Source organism: Anoxybacillus flavithermus, assembly GCF_002742685.1.
GTDB classification, from domain to species: Bacteria; Bacillota; Bacilli; order Bacillales; family Anoxybacillaceae; genus Anoxybacillus; species Anoxybacillus flavithermus_E.
Map to the genome: position 1 here is coordinate 1 of NZ_PEDM01000021.1, position 16549 is coordinate 16549.

14 protein-coding genes and 3 pseudogenes are annotated in these 16549 nt (G+C 42.6%); 15 read left to right on the forward strand and 2 right to left on the reverse strand.

Features of this window, described 5'->3' with window-relative positions; translation table 11 throughout:
- The 9 genes and pseudogenes from CS060_RS09695 to CS060_RS09735 form a co-directional block, all read left to right on the forward strand.
- A pseudogene (locus tag CS060_RS09695) lies at nucleotides 1-480 on the forward strand (IS630-like element ISBs2 family transposase); the annotation flags it as partial.
- A gap of 12 nt (nucleotides 481-492) precedes the next feature.
- A pseudogene (locus CS060_RS09700) lies at nucleotides 493-1380 on the forward strand (transposase); the annotation flags it as partial.
- A complete protein-coding gene (locus CS060_RS09705; RefSeq protein ID WP_035048014.1) occupies nucleotides 1373-2173 on the forward strand; it encodes an ExeA family protein in 801 nt (266 codons plus the stop codon). The pseudogene CS060_RS09700 and the gene CS060_RS09705, both read left to right, overlap by 8 nt.
- Before the next feature lie 742 nt (nucleotides 2174-2915).
- Complete coding sequence (locus tag CS060_RS09710; protein WP_035048011.1) at nucleotides 2916-4214, forward strand: aspartate aminotransferase family protein; 1299 nt, start codon at nucleotides 2916-2918, stop codon at nucleotides 4212-4214.
- Nucleotides 4211-5488, forward strand: a complete 1278-nt coding sequence (locus CS060_RS09715) for an FAD-dependent oxidoreductase (protein ID WP_035048006.1) — start codon at nucleotides 4211-4213, stop codon at nucleotides 5486-5488. The genes CS060_RS09710 and CS060_RS09715 overlap by 4 nt, the downstream gene beginning before the upstream one ends.
- Nucleotides 5485-6189 (forward strand): nucleoside/nucleotide kinase family protein, encoded by a 705-nt coding sequence (locus tag CS060_RS09720; RefSeq protein ID WP_052025564.1) that lies wholly within the window; start codon nucleotides 5485-5487, stop codon nucleotides 6187-6189. The genes CS060_RS09715 and CS060_RS09720 overlap by 4 nt, the downstream gene beginning before the upstream one ends.
- Nucleotides 6179-6844, forward strand: coding sequence for an HAD family hydrolase (locus CS060_RS09725; protein ID WP_052025562.1), 666 nt, complete (start codon nucleotides 6179-6181; stop codon nucleotides 6842-6844). The genes CS060_RS09720 and CS060_RS09725 overlap by 11 nt, the downstream gene beginning before the upstream one ends.
- Nucleotides 6841-8037, forward strand: coding sequence for a GNAT family N-acetyltransferase (locus CS060_RS09730; protein ID WP_035048004.1), 1197 nt, complete (start codon nucleotides 6841-6843; stop codon nucleotides 8035-8037). The genes CS060_RS09725 and CS060_RS09730 overlap by 4 nt, the downstream gene beginning before the upstream one ends.
- Nucleotides 8034-9293: an ATP-grasp domain-containing protein gene (locus CS060_RS09735; RefSeq protein WP_035048002.1), complete on the forward strand. Its 1260-nt coding sequence runs from the start codon at nucleotides 8034-8036 to the stop codon at nucleotides 9291-9293. The genes CS060_RS09730 and CS060_RS09735 overlap by 4 nt, the downstream gene beginning before the upstream one ends.
- Before the next feature lie 155 nt (nucleotides 9294-9448).
- Here CS060_RS09735 and CS060_RS09740 read toward each other — a convergent pair.
- Nucleotides 9449-10300 (reverse strand): annotated as a pseudogene (locus CS060_RS09740) (IS110 family RNA-guided transposase); the annotation flags it as partial.
- A gap of 198 nt (nucleotides 10301-10498) precedes the next feature.
- Between CS060_RS09740 and CS060_RS09745 the strand changes: the two are divergent.
- The 4 genes from CS060_RS09745 (at nucleotide 10499) to CS060_RS09760 (ending at nucleotide 14334) form a co-directional block, all read left to right on the forward strand.
- Nucleotides 10499-12061, forward strand: coding sequence for a class I tRNA ligase family protein (locus CS060_RS09745; RefSeq protein WP_035048001.1), 1563 nt, complete (start codon nucleotides 10499-10501; stop codon nucleotides 12059-12061).
- Nucleotides 12062-12066: 5 nt separating this feature from the next.
- The gene (locus CS060_RS09750) at nucleotides 12067-13320 is read left to right on the forward strand and encodes an MFS transporter (RefSeq protein ID WP_231563595.1); all 1254 of its coding nucleotides are present in this window, start codon (nucleotides 12067-12069) and stop codon (nucleotides 13318-13320) included.
- A gap of 322 nt (nucleotides 13321-13642) precedes the next feature.
- Nucleotides 13643-13948 carry an AbrB/MazE/SpoVT family DNA-binding domain-containing protein gene (locus tag CS060_RS09755; RefSeq protein ID WP_035047999.1) on the forward strand — a complete coding sequence of 102 codons (306 nt, stop codon included), beginning with the start codon at nucleotides 13643-13645 and terminating at the stop codon, nucleotides 13946-13948.
- Complete coding sequence (locus CS060_RS09760) at nucleotides 13948-14334, forward strand: type II toxin-antitoxin system PemK/MazF family toxin (RefSeq protein ID WP_035047997.1); 387 nt, start codon at nucleotides 13948-13950, stop codon at nucleotides 14332-14334. Before CS060_RS09755 ends, CS060_RS09760 begins: the two co-directional genes overlap by 1 nt.
- A gap of 83 nt (nucleotides 14335-14417) precedes the next feature.
- Here CS060_RS09760 and CS060_RS09765 read toward each other — a convergent pair whose 3' ends face one another.
- Nucleotides 14418-15326 (reverse strand): RpnC/YadD family protein, encoded by a 909-nt coding sequence (locus tag CS060_RS09765; protein ID WP_035047995.1) that lies wholly within the window; start codon nucleotides 15324-15326, stop codon nucleotides 14418-14420.
- Nucleotides 15327-15496: 170 nt separating this feature from the next.
- Here CS060_RS09765 and CS060_RS09770 point away from each other — a divergent pair, with 170 nt between their 5' ends.
- Together CS060_RS09770 and CS060_RS09775 are read left to right on the forward strand one after the other, a co-directional pair.
- Complete coding sequence (locus tag CS060_RS09770) at nucleotides 15497-15847, forward strand: lmo0954 family membrane protein (protein WP_035047993.1); 351 nt, start codon at nucleotides 15497-15499, stop codon at nucleotides 15845-15847.
- 14 nt (nucleotides 15848-15861) lie between these two features.
- Nucleotides 15862-16485, forward strand: coding sequence for a PspA/IM30 family protein (locus tag CS060_RS09775; RefSeq protein ID WP_035047992.1), 624 nt, complete (start codon nucleotides 15862-15864; stop codon nucleotides 16483-16485).
- The last annotated feature ends 64 nt before the right edge of the window (nucleotides 16486-16549 follow it).

Sequence of the window (16549 nt, forward strand, 5' to 3'; positions counted from 1 at the left end):
GATTACCAAGCGATTCAAAAAACATGGTTTGTCAAAGGAAAACAACGAATCATTCCGACATTTGGAAAACATCAAGGGCTGAAGCTGATTGGCACGTTGAACTACGAAACAGGGGAAGTGTTTTGCATCGAAGAAGAACGCTATGACGCAGAAACATTTCTTCGGTTTCTTCAACTTGTGTTAGAACGCTATCCGACAGGCAAAATGGTGATCATTTTAGATAACGCTCGAATTCACCATGCCAAACTCATTCAGCCATTTTTAAAAGAACACGAAGATCGGTTAGAGCTCGTCTTTTTGCCACCATACAGTCCGCAATTGAACTTGATTGAAGGGCTATGGAAATGGCTGAAATCAGACGTGATTTACAACGTGTTCTATTCGAGTGTGCAAGAAATTAGAAAGAATGTCCAAGCCTTTATTCAGCGAATCAACCAGAAACCAGAACAAACGATCGATCGTTTGTGTGTTCAGTTGTAAATCTTTAATTCAACTTATATATATATATATCGTTTATTAAAAAAATACAACCTAGTGGGGAAAGAAATTTCCCCGATGCCTGAACGAAAACGGTTTGCGTACGATCGAGTTAACGAGTTATGGCAAGGGGATTTGTCCCATGACCCGGTGATTCGAGAGAATGGAAAGGCGCAAAAAACGTTTCTGATCGCCTACATCGATGATTGTTCACGGGTCGTGCCGTATGCCCAGTTTTTCTCTCCCGAGAAATTTGACGGGTTGCGCATCGTGACAAAAGAAGCGTTCCTGCGGTACGGGACACCGAAGCGCATCTACTCGGATAACGGCAAAATTTATCGATCGGAGACCCTACAATATGCTTGCGCAGAATTAGGAATCACGCTCATTCATACGCAGCCATATGATCCACAAAGCAAAGGGAAAATCGAGCGATTTTTCCGGACGGTGCAAACTCGGTTTTACCCGTTGTTGGAGATGGAGCGAGCGACGTCGCTTCAAGAGCTGAACGAACGCTTCTGGAAGTGGCTCGAAGAAGACTACCACCGGAAGCCCCATGCGTCACTAGAAGGAAAAACGCCACATGAAGTGTTTCAATCGCAAGTGCACATGGTATCGTTCGTGGAGGATGCGACTTGGCTGGACACGATTTTTTTGAAACGGGAGTTTCGCAAAGTGAAGGCGGATGGGACGATTACGCTAAACAAACAGCTGTATGAGGTTCCGCCTCGGTTTATCGGACAATCCGTGGAAATTCGGTATGATGAGCAAGGGGTGTATGTATACGAAGACGGCAAAGAAGCAGCGAAAGCGACACTGGTGCGCATGCACGATAATGCCCACGTGAAACGACATCGATCGCCGTTTGCGGGGCTAGGAAAGGGGGCAGGAACGGATGTATAAAACGTTCTACTCGCTTTCTCGAGAGCCGTTTTCGAAAGACACCAACCCGTCGGAAGCGTATCGAGGGACTTCTTACGAAGAGGCCTTACACGCGTTGGATTACGTGAAACGAACGAAAGGAATCGGTCTACTGACAGGAGAGCCGGGGGCGGGGAAAACGTTCGCCCTTCGGACGTTCAAAGAATCGTTGAATCCTTCGTTGTATCACGTCGTGTATTTCCCGTTATCCACGGGCGGGGTGATGGATTTTTATCGAGGATTAGCCTTAGGGTTAGGCGAGGAACCGAAATACCGCAAAGTGGACTTGTTTTACCAAATTCAACAAGGAATCGAACGAATGTATCAGGAACGTCGAATCACTCCAGTGATTCTGCTAGATGAAATGCATCTTGCGAAAGATGCGTTTTTGCAAGATATCGCCATTCTGTTTCATTTTCACATGGACTCCACGAATCCGTTCGTGTTGATTTTGGCAGGACTGCCACACTTACAGATACGGTTGCGCTTGAATCACCATCGTCCGCTTCAACAACGCATCATCATGCGATATCGGATGGGAGCGCTCCCGAAAGAAGAAGTGGCCGCGTACATTGAGCAGCGAATGAAGCAAGCAGGAGCGAAACACTCGATTTTTACCCCTGCGGCTTTAGAGGCGATCGCCCTACAGTCGCAAGGATGGCCACGAGTCATCAATACGTTAACGACGACGTGCCTTTTATACGGCTACCAGCTAAAAAAGGACGTGATTGACGAAGAAATTGTTCGAATGGCGGTGGAGGAAACAGGAGCATAAGGAAAGGGGCCGAACGGCTCCTCTTCTTTTTCTGATTTTCGTCTGAGATAATGTGCAAAGGATCGGAAAAAGCGTGCAAAATCGGAGAGAATTCGCAAACATTTTGCGCGGTATTTCCGATTTTCATCCAAAATAATTTGAAAAAGTAGTTCTGAAATAGCGTGCTAATTTACAATGTGCAGTTGTGTCGGCTCATCTGTGATTTCTTTTGCGAGTCCAATCGTTTTTTTAACTGAAATATTTTTTGTGAGAGGTTTTTAGAGAATGTGATGTCGTGTTAAATGGGTATATTTTTCTTTTAAGTTAATATTGATATTTTATTGATAATTTTATGTCAAAAAAGTATTGATTTTTTTTTTTTTTTTGTTATAGTTTTACATGTATGAAAATTAAATTATTTCAAACAAATTCAAAAAAAGGGGTGGTTTTTATTTGTTGTAAAAACATGTGTCAGTGGAGAGTGTTATAAAAAATCAAATACAATTTTTGGTGAAGAACCATATTATAACATCAATTTCCTTTTTAAGGGGTTTAAGAAAATTGTGTGTTTGTATATCGTTTAGAGTATCTGAGCTATACGAAAAACAAACGATGTAACAAAATTTCCTTTTTCAAGAAGGGATGAGGGATAACAAGAGTGTAATAGAATTATTGATTTAATTGATAGTTTCTTATTGGTTGACATTCAAATCATTTATAATCTTTGTCAACTATCAAGTAAGTGACAATGAGGTGATAAAATATGGGGAACATTGATGTTAAGAGTTTTACTTCGTTAGAAACAGCCGACGCAGAGGCTCTCTATTACCCAGTTTCCAATATTAAAATGATCAAGGGGGAGGGTATATACCTATATGACAAAGAAGGAAGACAGTATATAGACTGTGCATCTGCAACATTTAATCTTAGCCTCGGATACGGGCACCCGGCAGTTATTCGGGCAATCAAGGAACAAGCTGAACAACTTGTTCACGTAACATCATCGTTCCAAACCGAACCAATCAATCAACTCGCTCATAGACTTGTAGAACTTTCTCCGAAGCGTTTGACCAAAGTTCATCTAAAAGTTTCTGGTGGATCCGTCGCCAATGAAGGCGCCATAAAGATGGCCCAGCGTGCTACTGGTCGCAGAGATATTATCACACTTTTTCGTAGCCATGTAGGGCAAACAATGATGACGGCGTATCTCTCGGGAAATGCCTTCCGTAAAGAAAATTTCGCGCTAGCTCTTCCAGGCGGACTCCATGTTCCTGATCCATACTGTTATCGATGCTTCTATGGACAGCACCCTTCCTCATGTAATTTTATGTGTGTCCGTAGGTTAGAAGATTTTCTTGAATTTGCAAGCAGCGGAAGCGTAGCTGCAATCCTTGTTGAACCAATATCAGGAAATGGTGGGAATATTGTTCCACCTGATGGATACTTCCAAAGGCTTCGTGAGTTTTGTGATAAACATGACATTAAACTGATTTTCGATGAAATTCAGACAGGAATAGGACGAACTGGGCGGATGTTCGCAGCTGAACACTTCGGTGTTGAGCCAGATGCAATTACAGTTGCTAAGGGATTAGGTGGATCAGGTGCTCAGGTTGCTGCAATCTTGGCTAGCGACGAACTGGGCGGATTAGCTCCTCATGAACATTCATTCACCTATGGGGGGAACGTACTTGCGGCTGCTGCAGCTTTGGCGACCCTTGAAGTGATTTCCGAACCTGCATTTCTGGAAAACGTACGAGTAACAGGAGCATATATCTTGTCAAGGTTGGAAGACATAAAAAGCAAATATCTGTTTGTTGGAGATGTTCGTGGAGTGGGCTTAATGATTGGTGTAGAGATTATCGATGCAGATGGTAAACCGAACACAAAACTGACCAATTGGCTAGCTAATAAGGCAATGGAGTTTGGTCTCATTCTTCGAACCTCAAGATATGGTTACGGAAACGTTCTTAAGATTCGTCCTCCTCTTATTCTTACCTTAGAAGAGGCGGAGCTTATTTGTACCCGATTTGAGACTCTATTAAGGGAAGTGATGCCTATATGACGACTGTAAAATTTAATTATTTATCTGATAACAATCTCACTCCGAAAAGAATAAATTGGGACCTTGCTATCATTGGGGGTGGGTTTCGAACAACAACGTTCCTTGCCTCTGCTCCAGAGCTCCTAAAATACCGTATCACAATTGTTGAGCGTGGTAATGTTATAGGTCCCGGAGCATTTAGCGATTATACAATTACAACCTCCTCTACAGGTTCGAGTCTCTTCAAAGCATTAAGCTACCATGGTTCTTTTGCAGTGCTCCGGAATAATTCAAAGGTAACCTCTGTAGCTAAGTGCCAAAATCCGATCCGAACAGAAGATCTTTCTACTGCACTTCTTGAAGTTGGATCAGTAATCTCAGATAAGTTGGGAGATACAGCAATTCGATTGAACTCAAATGTCAACAAGATAGAATTAGACTCTGATAAAGGACCTGTGACTCTTCATATAAATGGGGGGGATATCATACATGCGAGACACGTTATTCTTGCCACTGGCAGACGTGAACGACCGCACGTTGAACTTGAAGCATGGCGGGATAAGGTAATGTTATCGAGCTCAGTAATAAGCTTAAGTAAACGAAAACTTCTAGAGAATAAGATTCTGTCCTTAGGAGGACGTCCTATTGTAATTGTAGGATGCTCACACAGCGCAATGTCAGCATTACAGATTCTTTTAGAGGTGACAAATCAACTAGAGCGCTATCACTCTGAATACCGTCGCCCTCCGATTTTCGTCATACAGCGTAGTTTGGCTCGACTGATGTACGAAAACCAAGAACAAGCACGGAAAGAACAGGTGCTAGGCCGTGAACAATTGTTTGATCCTAATCAAGATATTTGTCCAGACACCGGTATTGTTTTTCGTGATTCAGGACTTAGACATAAGTCAAAGGAGCTCTATTGTAATTTGTGGTCTGGTAAAATACCAAATGCACATATTGTTAGGGTTAAAGTTATTCGCGAAGCATCGGACCTTCTGGACAGTTCAGGGCTTGTAGTACAGGCACTCGGATACAAAGGAGAAGCACCCGACATTTTAGTGTCTGGTAAGCTAGTTCGACCGTCATCGTCAAATGAACGACTATGGGCTGATGAAGACGGTGCTGCGTTGATTGGGGGGCACAGGTACGAAAACCTTTCAATATTGAGAATAGAACCTACGCCGCCTCATCGTAAAGACAATTCAGCTTACGGAAAAAATCTTTACCGACTTTTATCCTCCAGATTAGAGCACCTGCTTTCGGAGTCTATAGAAAGTGAGGCAAACCTATGAGCAGTGAAACACGTCAAAATCTAATCAAAAATCTCTGCTCTCTTATTACTCTAAAGCGATTAGGTGACAAACCTCTTATTGTGGGTATTACTGGAATGGATACCTCGGGGAAAACACAGTTAACGGCTGAACTAGACAATTTTTTGAAAAACAAGAACATACCAGTACAAACGATTCACGTTGATGATTTCCATAATCCAAAATCCATACGTTATGCATCCGATCTCCCTGAGCCTGAGCAATACTACGAACGAAGTATCGACTTCAATCGACTTGTCCATGAAGTGTTGCTACCAATAAGGAGGCGGGGACAAATCGATATCACACTGACCCATCTTGAACTTCTATCGGACACATGGTCACTGCAAAGGCGTTACAACGTGACCCCGAACACTATTGTTTTACTTGAGGGTGTATTTCTCTTTCGACAAGAGACCCGTCCTTTAATTGATTTCTTTGTATATCTTCATGTTAGCGAGGAGGTTATAATCCAACGTGCTCGGTTACGTGATGTACCGACACAAGGTGATGAAGTAATACGTAAGTACTATACAAAGTACTTACCTGCCCAACGCAAATACTTAAAAAAATTTCGTCCCGACTTGTTTGCTGACGTCGTTATTGACAACACTGACTGGGTAAATCCTAAAATCCTTGTTTGGCCAAAGAACTTTCCATCGGAGGTCCACGATGCAAACTAGTAAGATATCTGCAGTTATTTTCGATCTTTGGAACACGCTTGTCCCTATGAGCAATCAAGTTAAGCAACAAGCATTTAAGGAGATATCACGAGCACTAGGTTTTGATCCAGAAGTACTTGAGGAACCCTGGAAAGAAACACGCTCTCGGAGAGAAACCAGCAATTTATCGGAATACTTTTACTGGCTTCGACGAGAACTTAATTCAAATTGGTCTGATGAGAATATCTTAAAGGCTATGCGAGTCCGTAAACGTATTCATGGATCAGCCTTTCAAACACCATATATAGACGCTGGCAATGTATTAAAGACGTTGAAAGTACATGGTTTTCGAACTGCTATAGTGTCAAACTGTAGTAGTGATGTGCGCGAGATGATATCATCCTCTATGCTCGAGCCACTAATCGATGTAGTAGTACTTTCTTCAGATATCGGCATCATGAAGCCAGATGTACGGATTTATATACATGCTGCTTCGGAGCTTGGAATACCGTGTTCCCAATGTGTCTATGTTGGAGATGGAAACGACAACGAACTTGAAGGTGCAGCAAAAGCTGGAATGCATCCTATATTGATTGATAGAGGTGATGGACGACGATGGAACGGAACTCACGTTAAAACCCTATCGGCTGTGTTAAAGGAGGTTGGGGTAAATTGAGTTTTGATTTTGTTCTCTCAAAAAATAGGTTTAATGAATGTCACTACCAGCATAATGTTAGATTAGTATCTTCACTTGAAAGTATTTCAGAAACAGAACTCATGCCTCTTACTGAAGGGCGCACTTTTTATGTAAGTCGACCGTGGCTCCTTGCGATTGAACGGCTGCGTGGAGGTGGCACTACATACGTCGTCTCTCGAGACAAGGAAGGGAGACTACTGGGGGTTTTACCGATTTATGGAGGGGAACCTAGTGCACGTGGTTTCTATGAACCATACAACCGCTTCTTAGTTCGTTCTGGAGGAATATTTAATAGAAATGATTGGTCACCAACTCTTATTATTGGCTCCCGTGCTGCTTACTCTTGCGAGTTTCTCGTAGCAAATTTCCTTGATGCTAAGGAGAAAGCTTATGTACTGACAAGCATGATTGAGGTTGCTAAAGATTACGCCAAAGAATATGGTGCTGCTTCAATATCTGCTCTTTACATTAATGAGCGTGGTCGTAAGCAACTAGAGGAGGTTATCACCGAGGATACCAATTTTGTCGTTGCTGGCGCGAACGCTATTCTAGATATACGATGGAATAATTTTGAGGATTACTTAGCGAGTATGAAGGGGGGCAATCGTCGCGAGATACGTCGTGAGATACGTGTTTTCTCCTCTCAAGGGTACCGCATCTTATCAAGCAAGCTTGCTGACTCAATTGATACCTTAGCGGAACTATTCGCACATCACGAACGAAAATATGGTCATAATACTTCGCCTCAAAGCGAAGCAAAAGAGCTCAGAACACTAGCTGACACTGCGAATGACTACAGTCATGTTCTTATTCTTGAACATGCAGGTCGCGCTATTGGCGGTATCCTACTCTTCTTATGGGAAGACACAGTTTACGCACGAAGTGTTGGAGTTGGGGTAAAAGGGAACGCATTCGAGTACTTTAACTTGACATACTACGAAATAATCCGTTTTGCTATTGAAAACGGTTATAATCATATTGACTATGGGATGGCAACCTATCGGGCAAAGCTCTCAAGGGGAGCACGTCTGGAACCCCTCTGGGGATTAATTCATTCTAAATCAGCATCATCCCCATTCCTTGATTCAAAATTCGTTGCTTGGAATCGTCTTCGACAAGAAGCTATTAATCTTAGTGATGCAACATTATTAGAAAGGAGACAAATTCCATGAAACAAATTCTAGTAGTAAACACTGGTGATAGGGTACATGCTGCGGCACTTGCAGCTCGGTCGGACTTAAAAGTGACGTTTGTAACTGAAGAACGTTTTGTCAATATGTATCCTCCTAATACTGACATTGTGATGGTCGAGAATCTTAACGACCCTTCAGGTGCTACCAAATCTGTAGTGATGCAACGAGATTGTAATAATTATGAGGCAGTTGTTTCCCTTTCTGAACGTGCTGCTCCTACAGCTGCTTATTTACGGGACTTCCTCGGTCTAGAAGGTCCTACTTTCGATGTTATTATGAACTGTACAAACAAATATGCTATGAAACGTAAGTTTACCTCTGATGGTTTGCCTACAGCTGCGTATTCACTTGCAAACTCATTAGAGGAAGTTGCTGTAGCTGCGGAAAAAGTAGGATGGCCGATAATCGTTAAGCCGGTCATAGGAGCTGGTACAGACGCAACTATGGTCTTTCACAATAAGGATGAACTCTATTTAAAAACTGGTCAAGAGTATTTTCATCGATTATCTAATCCAAAGACAACATCTGAGAAACAGTTTCCAGTAATAGTTGAGCATTTTCTCAATGTAGACATGGAGCTACACTGTGACGGTTACGTAGAAAATGGACAAATCGTGTTTGCACGCGTTTCACGCTATCTAAGACCAGTACTTGACTACGCGTCTGATATTTTTGGATCTGTTATGTTGGAATCCGACAATCCTTTAGCTGCTGAAGTTCTTGATATGCATAATCGTGCAGTACAAGCGGTAGGTATTACTAACGGAGTTACTCACTTTGAAGTGTTTCTAACACCGAAAGGACTATTAGCAGGTGAAATAGCTTGCCGTCCAGGAGGTGGAGGAATAAGAAGGATGCTCCAACTCCAAAATGGCTTCGACTCATGGAAAGCTCACATCGCTGCATCTCTAGGCGAGAAGTATTCATGGGAAAGTCCAGAAAGTGTATTGGAAGGTAATCAGATAGCTCAACTTATGTTACCGACACGAAGAGGTAAAGTAAGTAACATAAGCACAGCCGAAGACTTTGCACATGTTCCTGGATTTATTGAAGCCGATATTAAACTCAAACCAGGTGATGTTGTAGATGGTCTGCTTGACTCCTCAGCGATAAGTGGACTCGTCTTCGTTCGGATCGACAATTATGAGAAAATAGAAAATGTCATCGCAGCTGTTAGAGAGGCATTCATTCTAGAGGTTGATAATCCTAACACCAAAAGTCCAAGTTTAAACTAATAGAGAAAGTCCTACGGTAACATGTCAAGGTGAAAAATCATCGAAATTGGAAATTCGATTGTCCGATGATCCGAAAAAAGGCAATACTTAAGAAGCCCAGTCTTGCCTGATGTCATTAACTAGGTTTTGATACAAAAACAGTTAGATCGATACCCCTATCGATCTTCCCCCTTTCTTGGCGTGTAGATTTGACCGTTGCGTAGCAGCGCATCGATCACACGCACGAGTTTTCGAGCGGTGAGGACGAGGGCTCGTTTGTGTTGGTGCTTTGGTACTTCCTCATACTTCTTCCGATAATAGGTGCGAAACGACGCATCATGCCGTTGTACCGAGTTGGCAGCCTCCACTAGGTAGTAACGGAGATAGCGATTGCCGAAACGAATGAGGGACGTCTCCTCGGCTTGGAACCGACCGGACTGGTGCTTGGATCAAGTCAAACCTGCATACTTTGCTAAGGCGGCTTGGTTGTCAAAGCGATCGATTTGTCCAATTTCGGCTAAGATACCGGCAGCGTAAACAAGTCCGATGCTAGGAATCGTTTGTAGCGTATTTGGAATGCCTTCCAAATGGCGAGTAATCGCTTTGTCTAGCTCTTTGATTTGCGCTTGAAGGCTGCGAATGGATTGAATCGATAGGCCTAAGAGCAAGTCGATGGAATCCTCGACACACTTCGAAAGCCGATAGGACGAACGAGCCGCCTTTTGAATGGACTTGGCGATGCATTCCGGATCGGCAAAGCGATTGCGTCCTTTCTGGTGCAAGAAGTCAGCGAGCTGTTGCACATCCATCTGAGAGATTTCGTCTACGCTAAACGACTCGAGAAGAAGCTCTAAGATGGCATGTCCGAAAACGGAGCTGTCCACCTCTTGGGTAAAGGAACTGCACTTGTAAAACAAGTGTTGGAGGAAGTACTGCTTTTTTCGAGTGAGCTGATGGACGAGATGATAGCGCATGCGCGTGAGCCGTTGAAGGGCGATAAACTGTTCCTGCATGACAGCCGTCACTTTTAAGCCCCGATGATCCTCAAGATCATTATCCAAGAACATCGCGAAAAGTCCAACCCCGATGTGGTACGATCCACGTGGGGGGCGCGCCCCTCCCCACGTGAGCAAATCACTCAAACATATACGATTGTCAAGGAGCATATCCAATTGGAAATTCGATTTAAAAATCTTTCTAAACATACTATACGAGGAGAGATAAAAATGAATGAAAAAGTTTTAATTGTCCCAATGCAGCCAACCCCGAATGGACGCATGCATATCGGTCATGGAGCTGGAACATATTTGCGTTCCGATGTAATGGGACGTGCATTGCGTGTTCGAGGATATGATGTAAGTATCATTACCGGTAGTGATGCATTTGAAAACTGGGTTATTGCGGAGGCTATGCGTAGCGGAAAGACGCCTGAGGATACCTGTGACCACTATCATAGTGCTATCTTTCGAGACCTAAGTAGTCTAGATATCCAATTGGATGCTTGGATAGATCCGCGTTCTTCAGAGCACTATTCGGGTTACTTAGAGATACATGAGAAAACGCTTCTTCGTTTGAAGGAAACTGGAAGTGCGAAACTCGAGAATGAACGCGTTCCATACTCAACTAAATCGGGAGAGCCAATGATTGGAACTTGGATTTCAGGTCGATGTCCCCAATGTGGACAGTCTTGTCAAGGAAGCTCTTGTGTTTATTGCGGAGCACATTTTCAACCTGAGGAACTCATTGAACCTAAGTCACGGTTAGACAACAGTACCCTAGAATGGCGTTCTATACAAAGTTGGTTTGCCCGACCTAAGGAATCAACAAAGATACTTGAATGTCTCGAGGATTCTGGTATTAGACCGGTTTGGATGAAGGCGGTTAAAGAGTACATTGAACATCGTGGAGGGCGTATTCGTCTTACTGGACCAGGTAACTGGGGCATCGAAAGTAATTTAGTACCACCTGGTTTTGTTCTATCAAACCCATATTATCTTTACAGTGTCTACTGTGGTGAGGTATACAAGAAACTTAAGAATACTACGATGAATCCTTTTAACCCACATAGTAAAGTCACAACAATAGGTGTTTTTGGAAATGACAACTCCACTCCAGGACTTATTGCACCACATGTCATTGCTCACGGTTCAGATGGACTTCTCAAGCCGTTCGATATAACGGTGGTAAACGGTATGCTCTTTTTAGAGGGTCAAAAGTGCTCAACTAGTAAACGCCATGGCATTTGGCTAGTCGAGATACTTGATGATAACACTGGGATTACTTCAGATGAACTTCGATTTTTCCTTGCACACGCTCAACTTGATATAGGACATGCTGACATTACTTTAGAGGCACTTGTCAATACCATAACTTCGTTCCGAGAGTGGTATGTGCAGAGACTGATACCGACTATTGAGCAAGCATCTAACTCGATTATTTATTATAATGACCGTATGGCACGCGTATTGGATGAACAGGCAAAGTCGTTGAACCCGAGACAGCTAGATCTCCCATCAGCTGTTACCATTCTTAAAAATTGGATGTATGACAACACGATTGAGCAGGGCGAGTGGTTACTTGGACTTACATTGCTGGGTGCACCTATTTTCCCAGAATTGGCGCAGCAAATATGGGCACAGCTAGGATTAGATGGTACTCCAACGATTTCATCTCTCAAAGGGCGCGAGGCGAAATTGAAGGGCGAAACGAAAATGAAGTTTATATCACGACCGAAACTATCGGTGACAAATCTAAAGCCATATGTCCATCTTGCTGAGGTAAAATCGTGAGCATTATGAGTATCCAGTCAAAATTAACATTGTTGCATTCGCGTCAGCTTTGCTTCTTATTTTTTGCCCGTAGTATCTCAATCCTTGGTGATATGCTTACACCAGTAGCACTTGCCTTTGCTGTGCTGAGCTTGTTCGGTTCCGCATCGGCACTTGGGGTGGTCCTTGCTGCACGTTCATTGCCGAGTTTGGTTCTAATGCTTATCGGTGGAGTGGTCGGCGATCGCTACCCACGTCGAACAGTCATGATCTTGTCCAATATCGTGGGATTCTGCTCCCAAGGGATTATTGGGCTACTCCTAATTATCGGTGAAGCCAGTTTATGGAGTGTCGCACTTTTAACTGCTATACGGGGTGCAACAAGTAGCTTTTTTAATCCTGCTTCCACGGGAGCGATTGCGCAGGTAGCACCGAAGGGTAAGCAACAAGAAGCATTTGCCTTATTCGCAATTGCGGGTAACGCGGCTGAAGTTGCCGGACCTGCTTTAGCAGGAATATTATTAATATTTATAAATCCAGGTTGGCTACTTATTATAGATGCATTTACTTTCCTTGCAAGTGCAGTTATTATCGCAACTAGTGGTCCCCTCGGACATCCTAAAAACGTAGGGAAACGTCCAGTAGCTACTGAAATTCGAGAAGGGTTGCATTACGTACGACGACAAAAATGGTTGACAGTAATTATATTAAGTTCTAGTATATTCCAGTTCTTCTTGTTACCTAGCCTCAACGTGCTTGGGCCACTAGTAGCAGATAGGCACCTTGGTGGTGCACCAGATTGGGCGCTCATCGTTACTGCATTAGGAACTGGAAGCATAGTCGGTAGTCTTTTAGCTATGTTCTTTAAACCAAAGCGTCCACTTTTTGTAGGTTATGCATTACTGTTGCTAGGAGCAGGACCCACTTTGTTTCTTTTAGCAATTCCTGCTCCCACCCCATTTATCGTCATCTCTGAATTTGTCTCGGGTACGGTCATTTCATTTTTTAGTACTCTTGAATATACAACAATTGCACGACTCGTTCCTAATCAGCTACTATCACGTGTCGATTCAATTAACCGATTCGGTTCTATGGCATTGAGACCACTTGGTATGGCTGTTGTTGGTCCTGTTTCATCGGTCGTTGGAGTAAGTATGACTCTTGTAATTGCTGCTATTGTCACACTTCTTGCAGTGACTTGGCCACTAATTATCCCGAGTATTCGTCAGTTACAGCTGGACAAAAATAAGTCTATTTCTGACACTGGAGCTGCAAGATAAGGAGGATAAGTGATTTACAACAGTCATTAGAACTCTTTTATACTAGCATTAAATGTTCTATATACATCCAAATTAAAATTTTAACCTCTGGTTTACGCAGCACACCCGATGTGGTGTAAGGAGGCTGCAAGACATACGGTTCAAATGTAAGGCGTCAAATTCCCCCACCTAGTTAAAAAGGAGGGGGCTATTTGACGTTTTTTATACTTGGAAGATGCAAGTACATGTTTGGTGACGAACCAGGGTTTGTCGAAAAATTAGAGGTATCATTTTTTTAAGATGTATATACTATGTATATACATCTTAAGTTAAGGGTGATATAATGGACTCAAAACATTTAGAAAGCAAAATAAACCGAAATAAAGGGGGAGATTATATGGCTACAGTTGTTGCGCAAAAATGGGGAAACAGTTTAGGGATTCGTATCCCAAAGGATGTTGCTGATAAAATAGGGATCAAACAAGGTTCAGAAATGGAATTAAATGTGATTGGAAATGAAGGTATTATTACATTAAAACCAAAAAGAACACGGAAAAAATACACGTTGGAAGAACTCATCTCACAGATTACACCTGAAAATCGACACGAGGAAATGGATTTTGGGATAGAAGGGCGTGAATTAATGTAATGTCGGTAGATGTGCCAGAGAGAGGCGATTTTATCGTCATAAACTTCAATCCACAAGCTGGGCATGAACAGGCCGAGAGAAGGAAAGCTATTGTTTTGTCGCCTAAAGAATTCAATCAAGCAACAGGATTTATAGCTGTTTGCCCAATTACCAATCAAAAGAAAGGTTATCCTTTCGAAGTGAATTTACCAAAAGAAGGAATATTTCTTGATGGAGATGGTTATCCAATAACAGGGGCAATTTTAACCGACCAAATTAAATCATTGGATTGGAAAGCACGACATGTAAAAATTTTAAAGAAGTATAATTCGGAAGATGCACAAATGGAAGAAATAGATAAAATTATTGATGAATGTCTAGCGAAAATAGAAACATATCTGACTTAGAACAAGTGTGTTTAGCTACAATATTGGTGTTCCATTGCACAAATCTCGAGTTTGAAATGACCCACAACAAGAGCCGCTTTGTTTTATTGCGGCTCTTTGTTATGAAGGGATGCTTCCATTTCTTTTGCTAAGTCAGCAACTTCCGCAATCGACAGACCTGTCCGTTTGGCTATTTCGTGAATAGGTAAAACATCTAAAAGATTTTTAGCGATGTCGATGGCCTTTTTCTTTTCTGTTTCTTCCATTGCAGCCTTCACGGCTAATTCTTTTTCTTGTTCTAATTCTTCGACAAGCAAGCGTAGGACTTTGTTCATTTTTATCCACTCCTTTACTTTTTTTGCATAGTGTTCGTCAATAAATTTGTCGGTAGCTGTTAAAACGCCAGCGATGATGTGCAGTTGTGTCGGCTCATCTGTGACTTCTTTTGCGAGTCCAATCGTTTTTTCAATCATCGTTTGTCGATCGTAGCGGCTATGCATGAGAGGGACGAGAATGAGCTTCATCGTTTCTTCGGTAGTTAACGGTTCATTGTTGTGAATTTTTTCTTCAATTGCATGAAAAATCGCATCGCCGTTGAATTCACAAAGTAATACTGCCTTTGAGGAAGTGAATACATCGCCTGCATGTAGTTGCTCCTCCACACGTGTGACATCACTCGTGTAAATAACAACAATACGAATCGGTCGAATTTGCTTCTCTGTTTTATAATATGTGTCTAATAGTCGGTAAGCATAATCGAGGTACTTTAGATGGTTAGCGATAAATCGATTGTTGCTTTCATATTCGAGTAGAAGAATGGAGTCGTCCTCAAGAAGAAATAGCGTATCCGATCGCTTCGTGCTCGCTTGGACAGCTGGAAACTCATTTGGTAACAATGCTTTAATTTTAGGGAGTCCGTGGAGTCCGTATACATCGAGTGCTTGATTTTTGTACAACTCACTTAATGATTTGAACAAAATGTCTTTCGCTTGATACGATATGCCTCGTGCCATGCTTATACACACCCCTGTTTTATTACTATTATACCCCCTCCGCATAAGAATTGAAACGACTTTCATCATTATAAAAATACGCCTTGAGTCGTAGTTGAAAATATAGCTATAGGACATGATGAACAAAGGTGAGAATCGGTAAGATGAAAGCAAGGAAGGGGGCGAAAGGGATGTTAAAAAAAATCGGGTTATTGCTTGCAGGTGGAATTGCGGTGCTCGTGCTTATGTTTCACCTCGGTCCGCTCGTTGGATTAGCGATCAGCTTGGCGATTTTGTACTATGCGGTCAAAAAGTTTTTCAAAGCCGATTCGACGTTCGGCAAAATCGTTTGGGCGCTGATTGGCTTGGCTGCGCTGATGGTGAGCGTCTCGAATGTACCAGCGCTTATTGCCATTGTAGCAGGGTATGTGCTTTATGTCGTGTATAAAAAATGGAACGAACCGAAAGAAGTGATGCAAGTCGTTGACGATCCGTTTGTTCACTTTGAAAAGCAATGGGCAGAATTACAAAAACATTATTAAAGGAGCGAAGAACAATGGGGTTACTTTCTCGCATGAAAACGATGATTTCGGCAGATATTCATGAATGGCTGGACGAAAAAGAAAAGAAAAATCCGATTGCGGTGCTAAATGAATACTTACGCCAATGCGAACAAGAAGTAGAAAAAGTACGGAAGCTGCTGGAACGGCAATACTTGCTGAAAGAGCAGTTTACACGCGAATATCGCGAAGCTATACAGCTTGCGGAAAAGCGGAAGAAACAGGCGGATATTGCCTCAAAAGCTGGTGAGTCAGAGTTGTTTACGTTTGCGTCTCATGAGCAAATGCAGTACGAAGAGCGAGCGACGAGATTAAAGCAATTGCTTGAGCAAACAAACGAACAGCTATTGGAACTAGAAAAGAAATACGAACAAATGAAACATCAACTAAAAGATATGCAGATGCGGCGCATGGAGCTGATGGGGCGAGAAAATATCGCACGGGCGCATTACCGCATGAATCGAGTGCTAGACGGATATACAAGCCCGACGCTTTCTGCGTTTGTGGATACAGAGTCATATTTAGAACGCCTCGAGCAACAAGTACAGTCAGACTATTATCGCCATACGATTGATGCTCGCATTGCCGAATTAGAAAAGCGGTTGCAGCAAGAGCAATAAACATATATGCTAAAGGCGTACGTTGTTGCGCCTTTTTCGTTTTATGGAGGAACTTACATCTGAA

What these genes read in the sequence shown, in the direction of transcription:
- CS060_RS09705 (WP_035048014.1), top strand. Translation starts at nt 1,373, where the DNA reads ATGTATAAAACGTTCTACTCGCTTTCTCGAGAGCCGTTTTCGAAAGAC.
- CS060_RS09710 (WP_035048011.1), top strand. Translation starts at nt 2,916, where the DNA reads ATGGGGAACATTGATGTTAAGAGTTTTACTTCGTTAGAAACAGCCGAC.
- CS060_RS09715 (WP_035048006.1), top strand. Translation starts at nt 4,211, where the DNA reads ATGACGACTGTAAAATTTAATTATTTATCTGATAACAATCTCACTCCG.
- CS060_RS09720 (WP_052025564.1), top strand. Translation starts at nt 5,485, where the DNA reads ATGAGCAGTGAAACACGTCAAAATCTAATCAAAAATCTCTGCTCTCTT.
- CS060_RS09725 (WP_052025562.1), top strand. Translation starts at nt 6,179, where the DNA reads ATGCAAACTAGTAAGATATCTGCAGTTATTTTCGATCTTTGGAACACG.
- CS060_RS09735 (WP_035048002.1), top strand. Translation starts at nt 8,034, where the DNA reads ATGAAACAAATTCTAGTAGTAAACACTGGTGATAGGGTACATGCTGCG.
- CS060_RS09745 (WP_035048001.1), top strand. Translation starts at nt 10,499, where the DNA reads ATGAATGAAAAAGTTTTAATTGTCCCAATGCAGCCAACCCCGAATGGA.
- CS060_RS09750 (WP_231563595.1), top strand. Translation starts at nt 12,067, where the DNA reads ATGAGTATCCAGTCAAAATTAACATTGTTGCATTCGCGTCAGCTTTGC.
- CS060_RS09755 (WP_035047999.1), top strand. Translation starts at nt 13,643, where the DNA reads ATGGACTCAAAACATTTAGAAAGCAAAATAAACCGAAATAAAGGGGGA.
- CS060_RS09760 (WP_035047997.1), top strand. Translation starts at nt 13,948, where the DNA reads ATGTCGGTAGATGTGCCAGAGAGAGGCGATTTTATCGTCATAAACTTC.
- CS060_RS09765 (WP_035047995.1), bottom strand. Translation starts at nt 15,326, where the DNA reads ATGGCACGAGGCATATCGTATCAAGCGAAAGACATTTTGTTCAAATCA.
- CS060_RS09770 (WP_035047993.1), top strand. Translation starts at nt 15,497, where the DNA reads ATGTTAAAAAAAATCGGGTTATTGCTTGCAGGTGGAATTGCGGTGCTC.
- CS060_RS09775 (WP_035047992.1), top strand. Translation starts at nt 15,862, where the DNA reads ATGGGGTTACTTTCTCGCATGAAAACGATGATTTCGGCAGATATTCAT.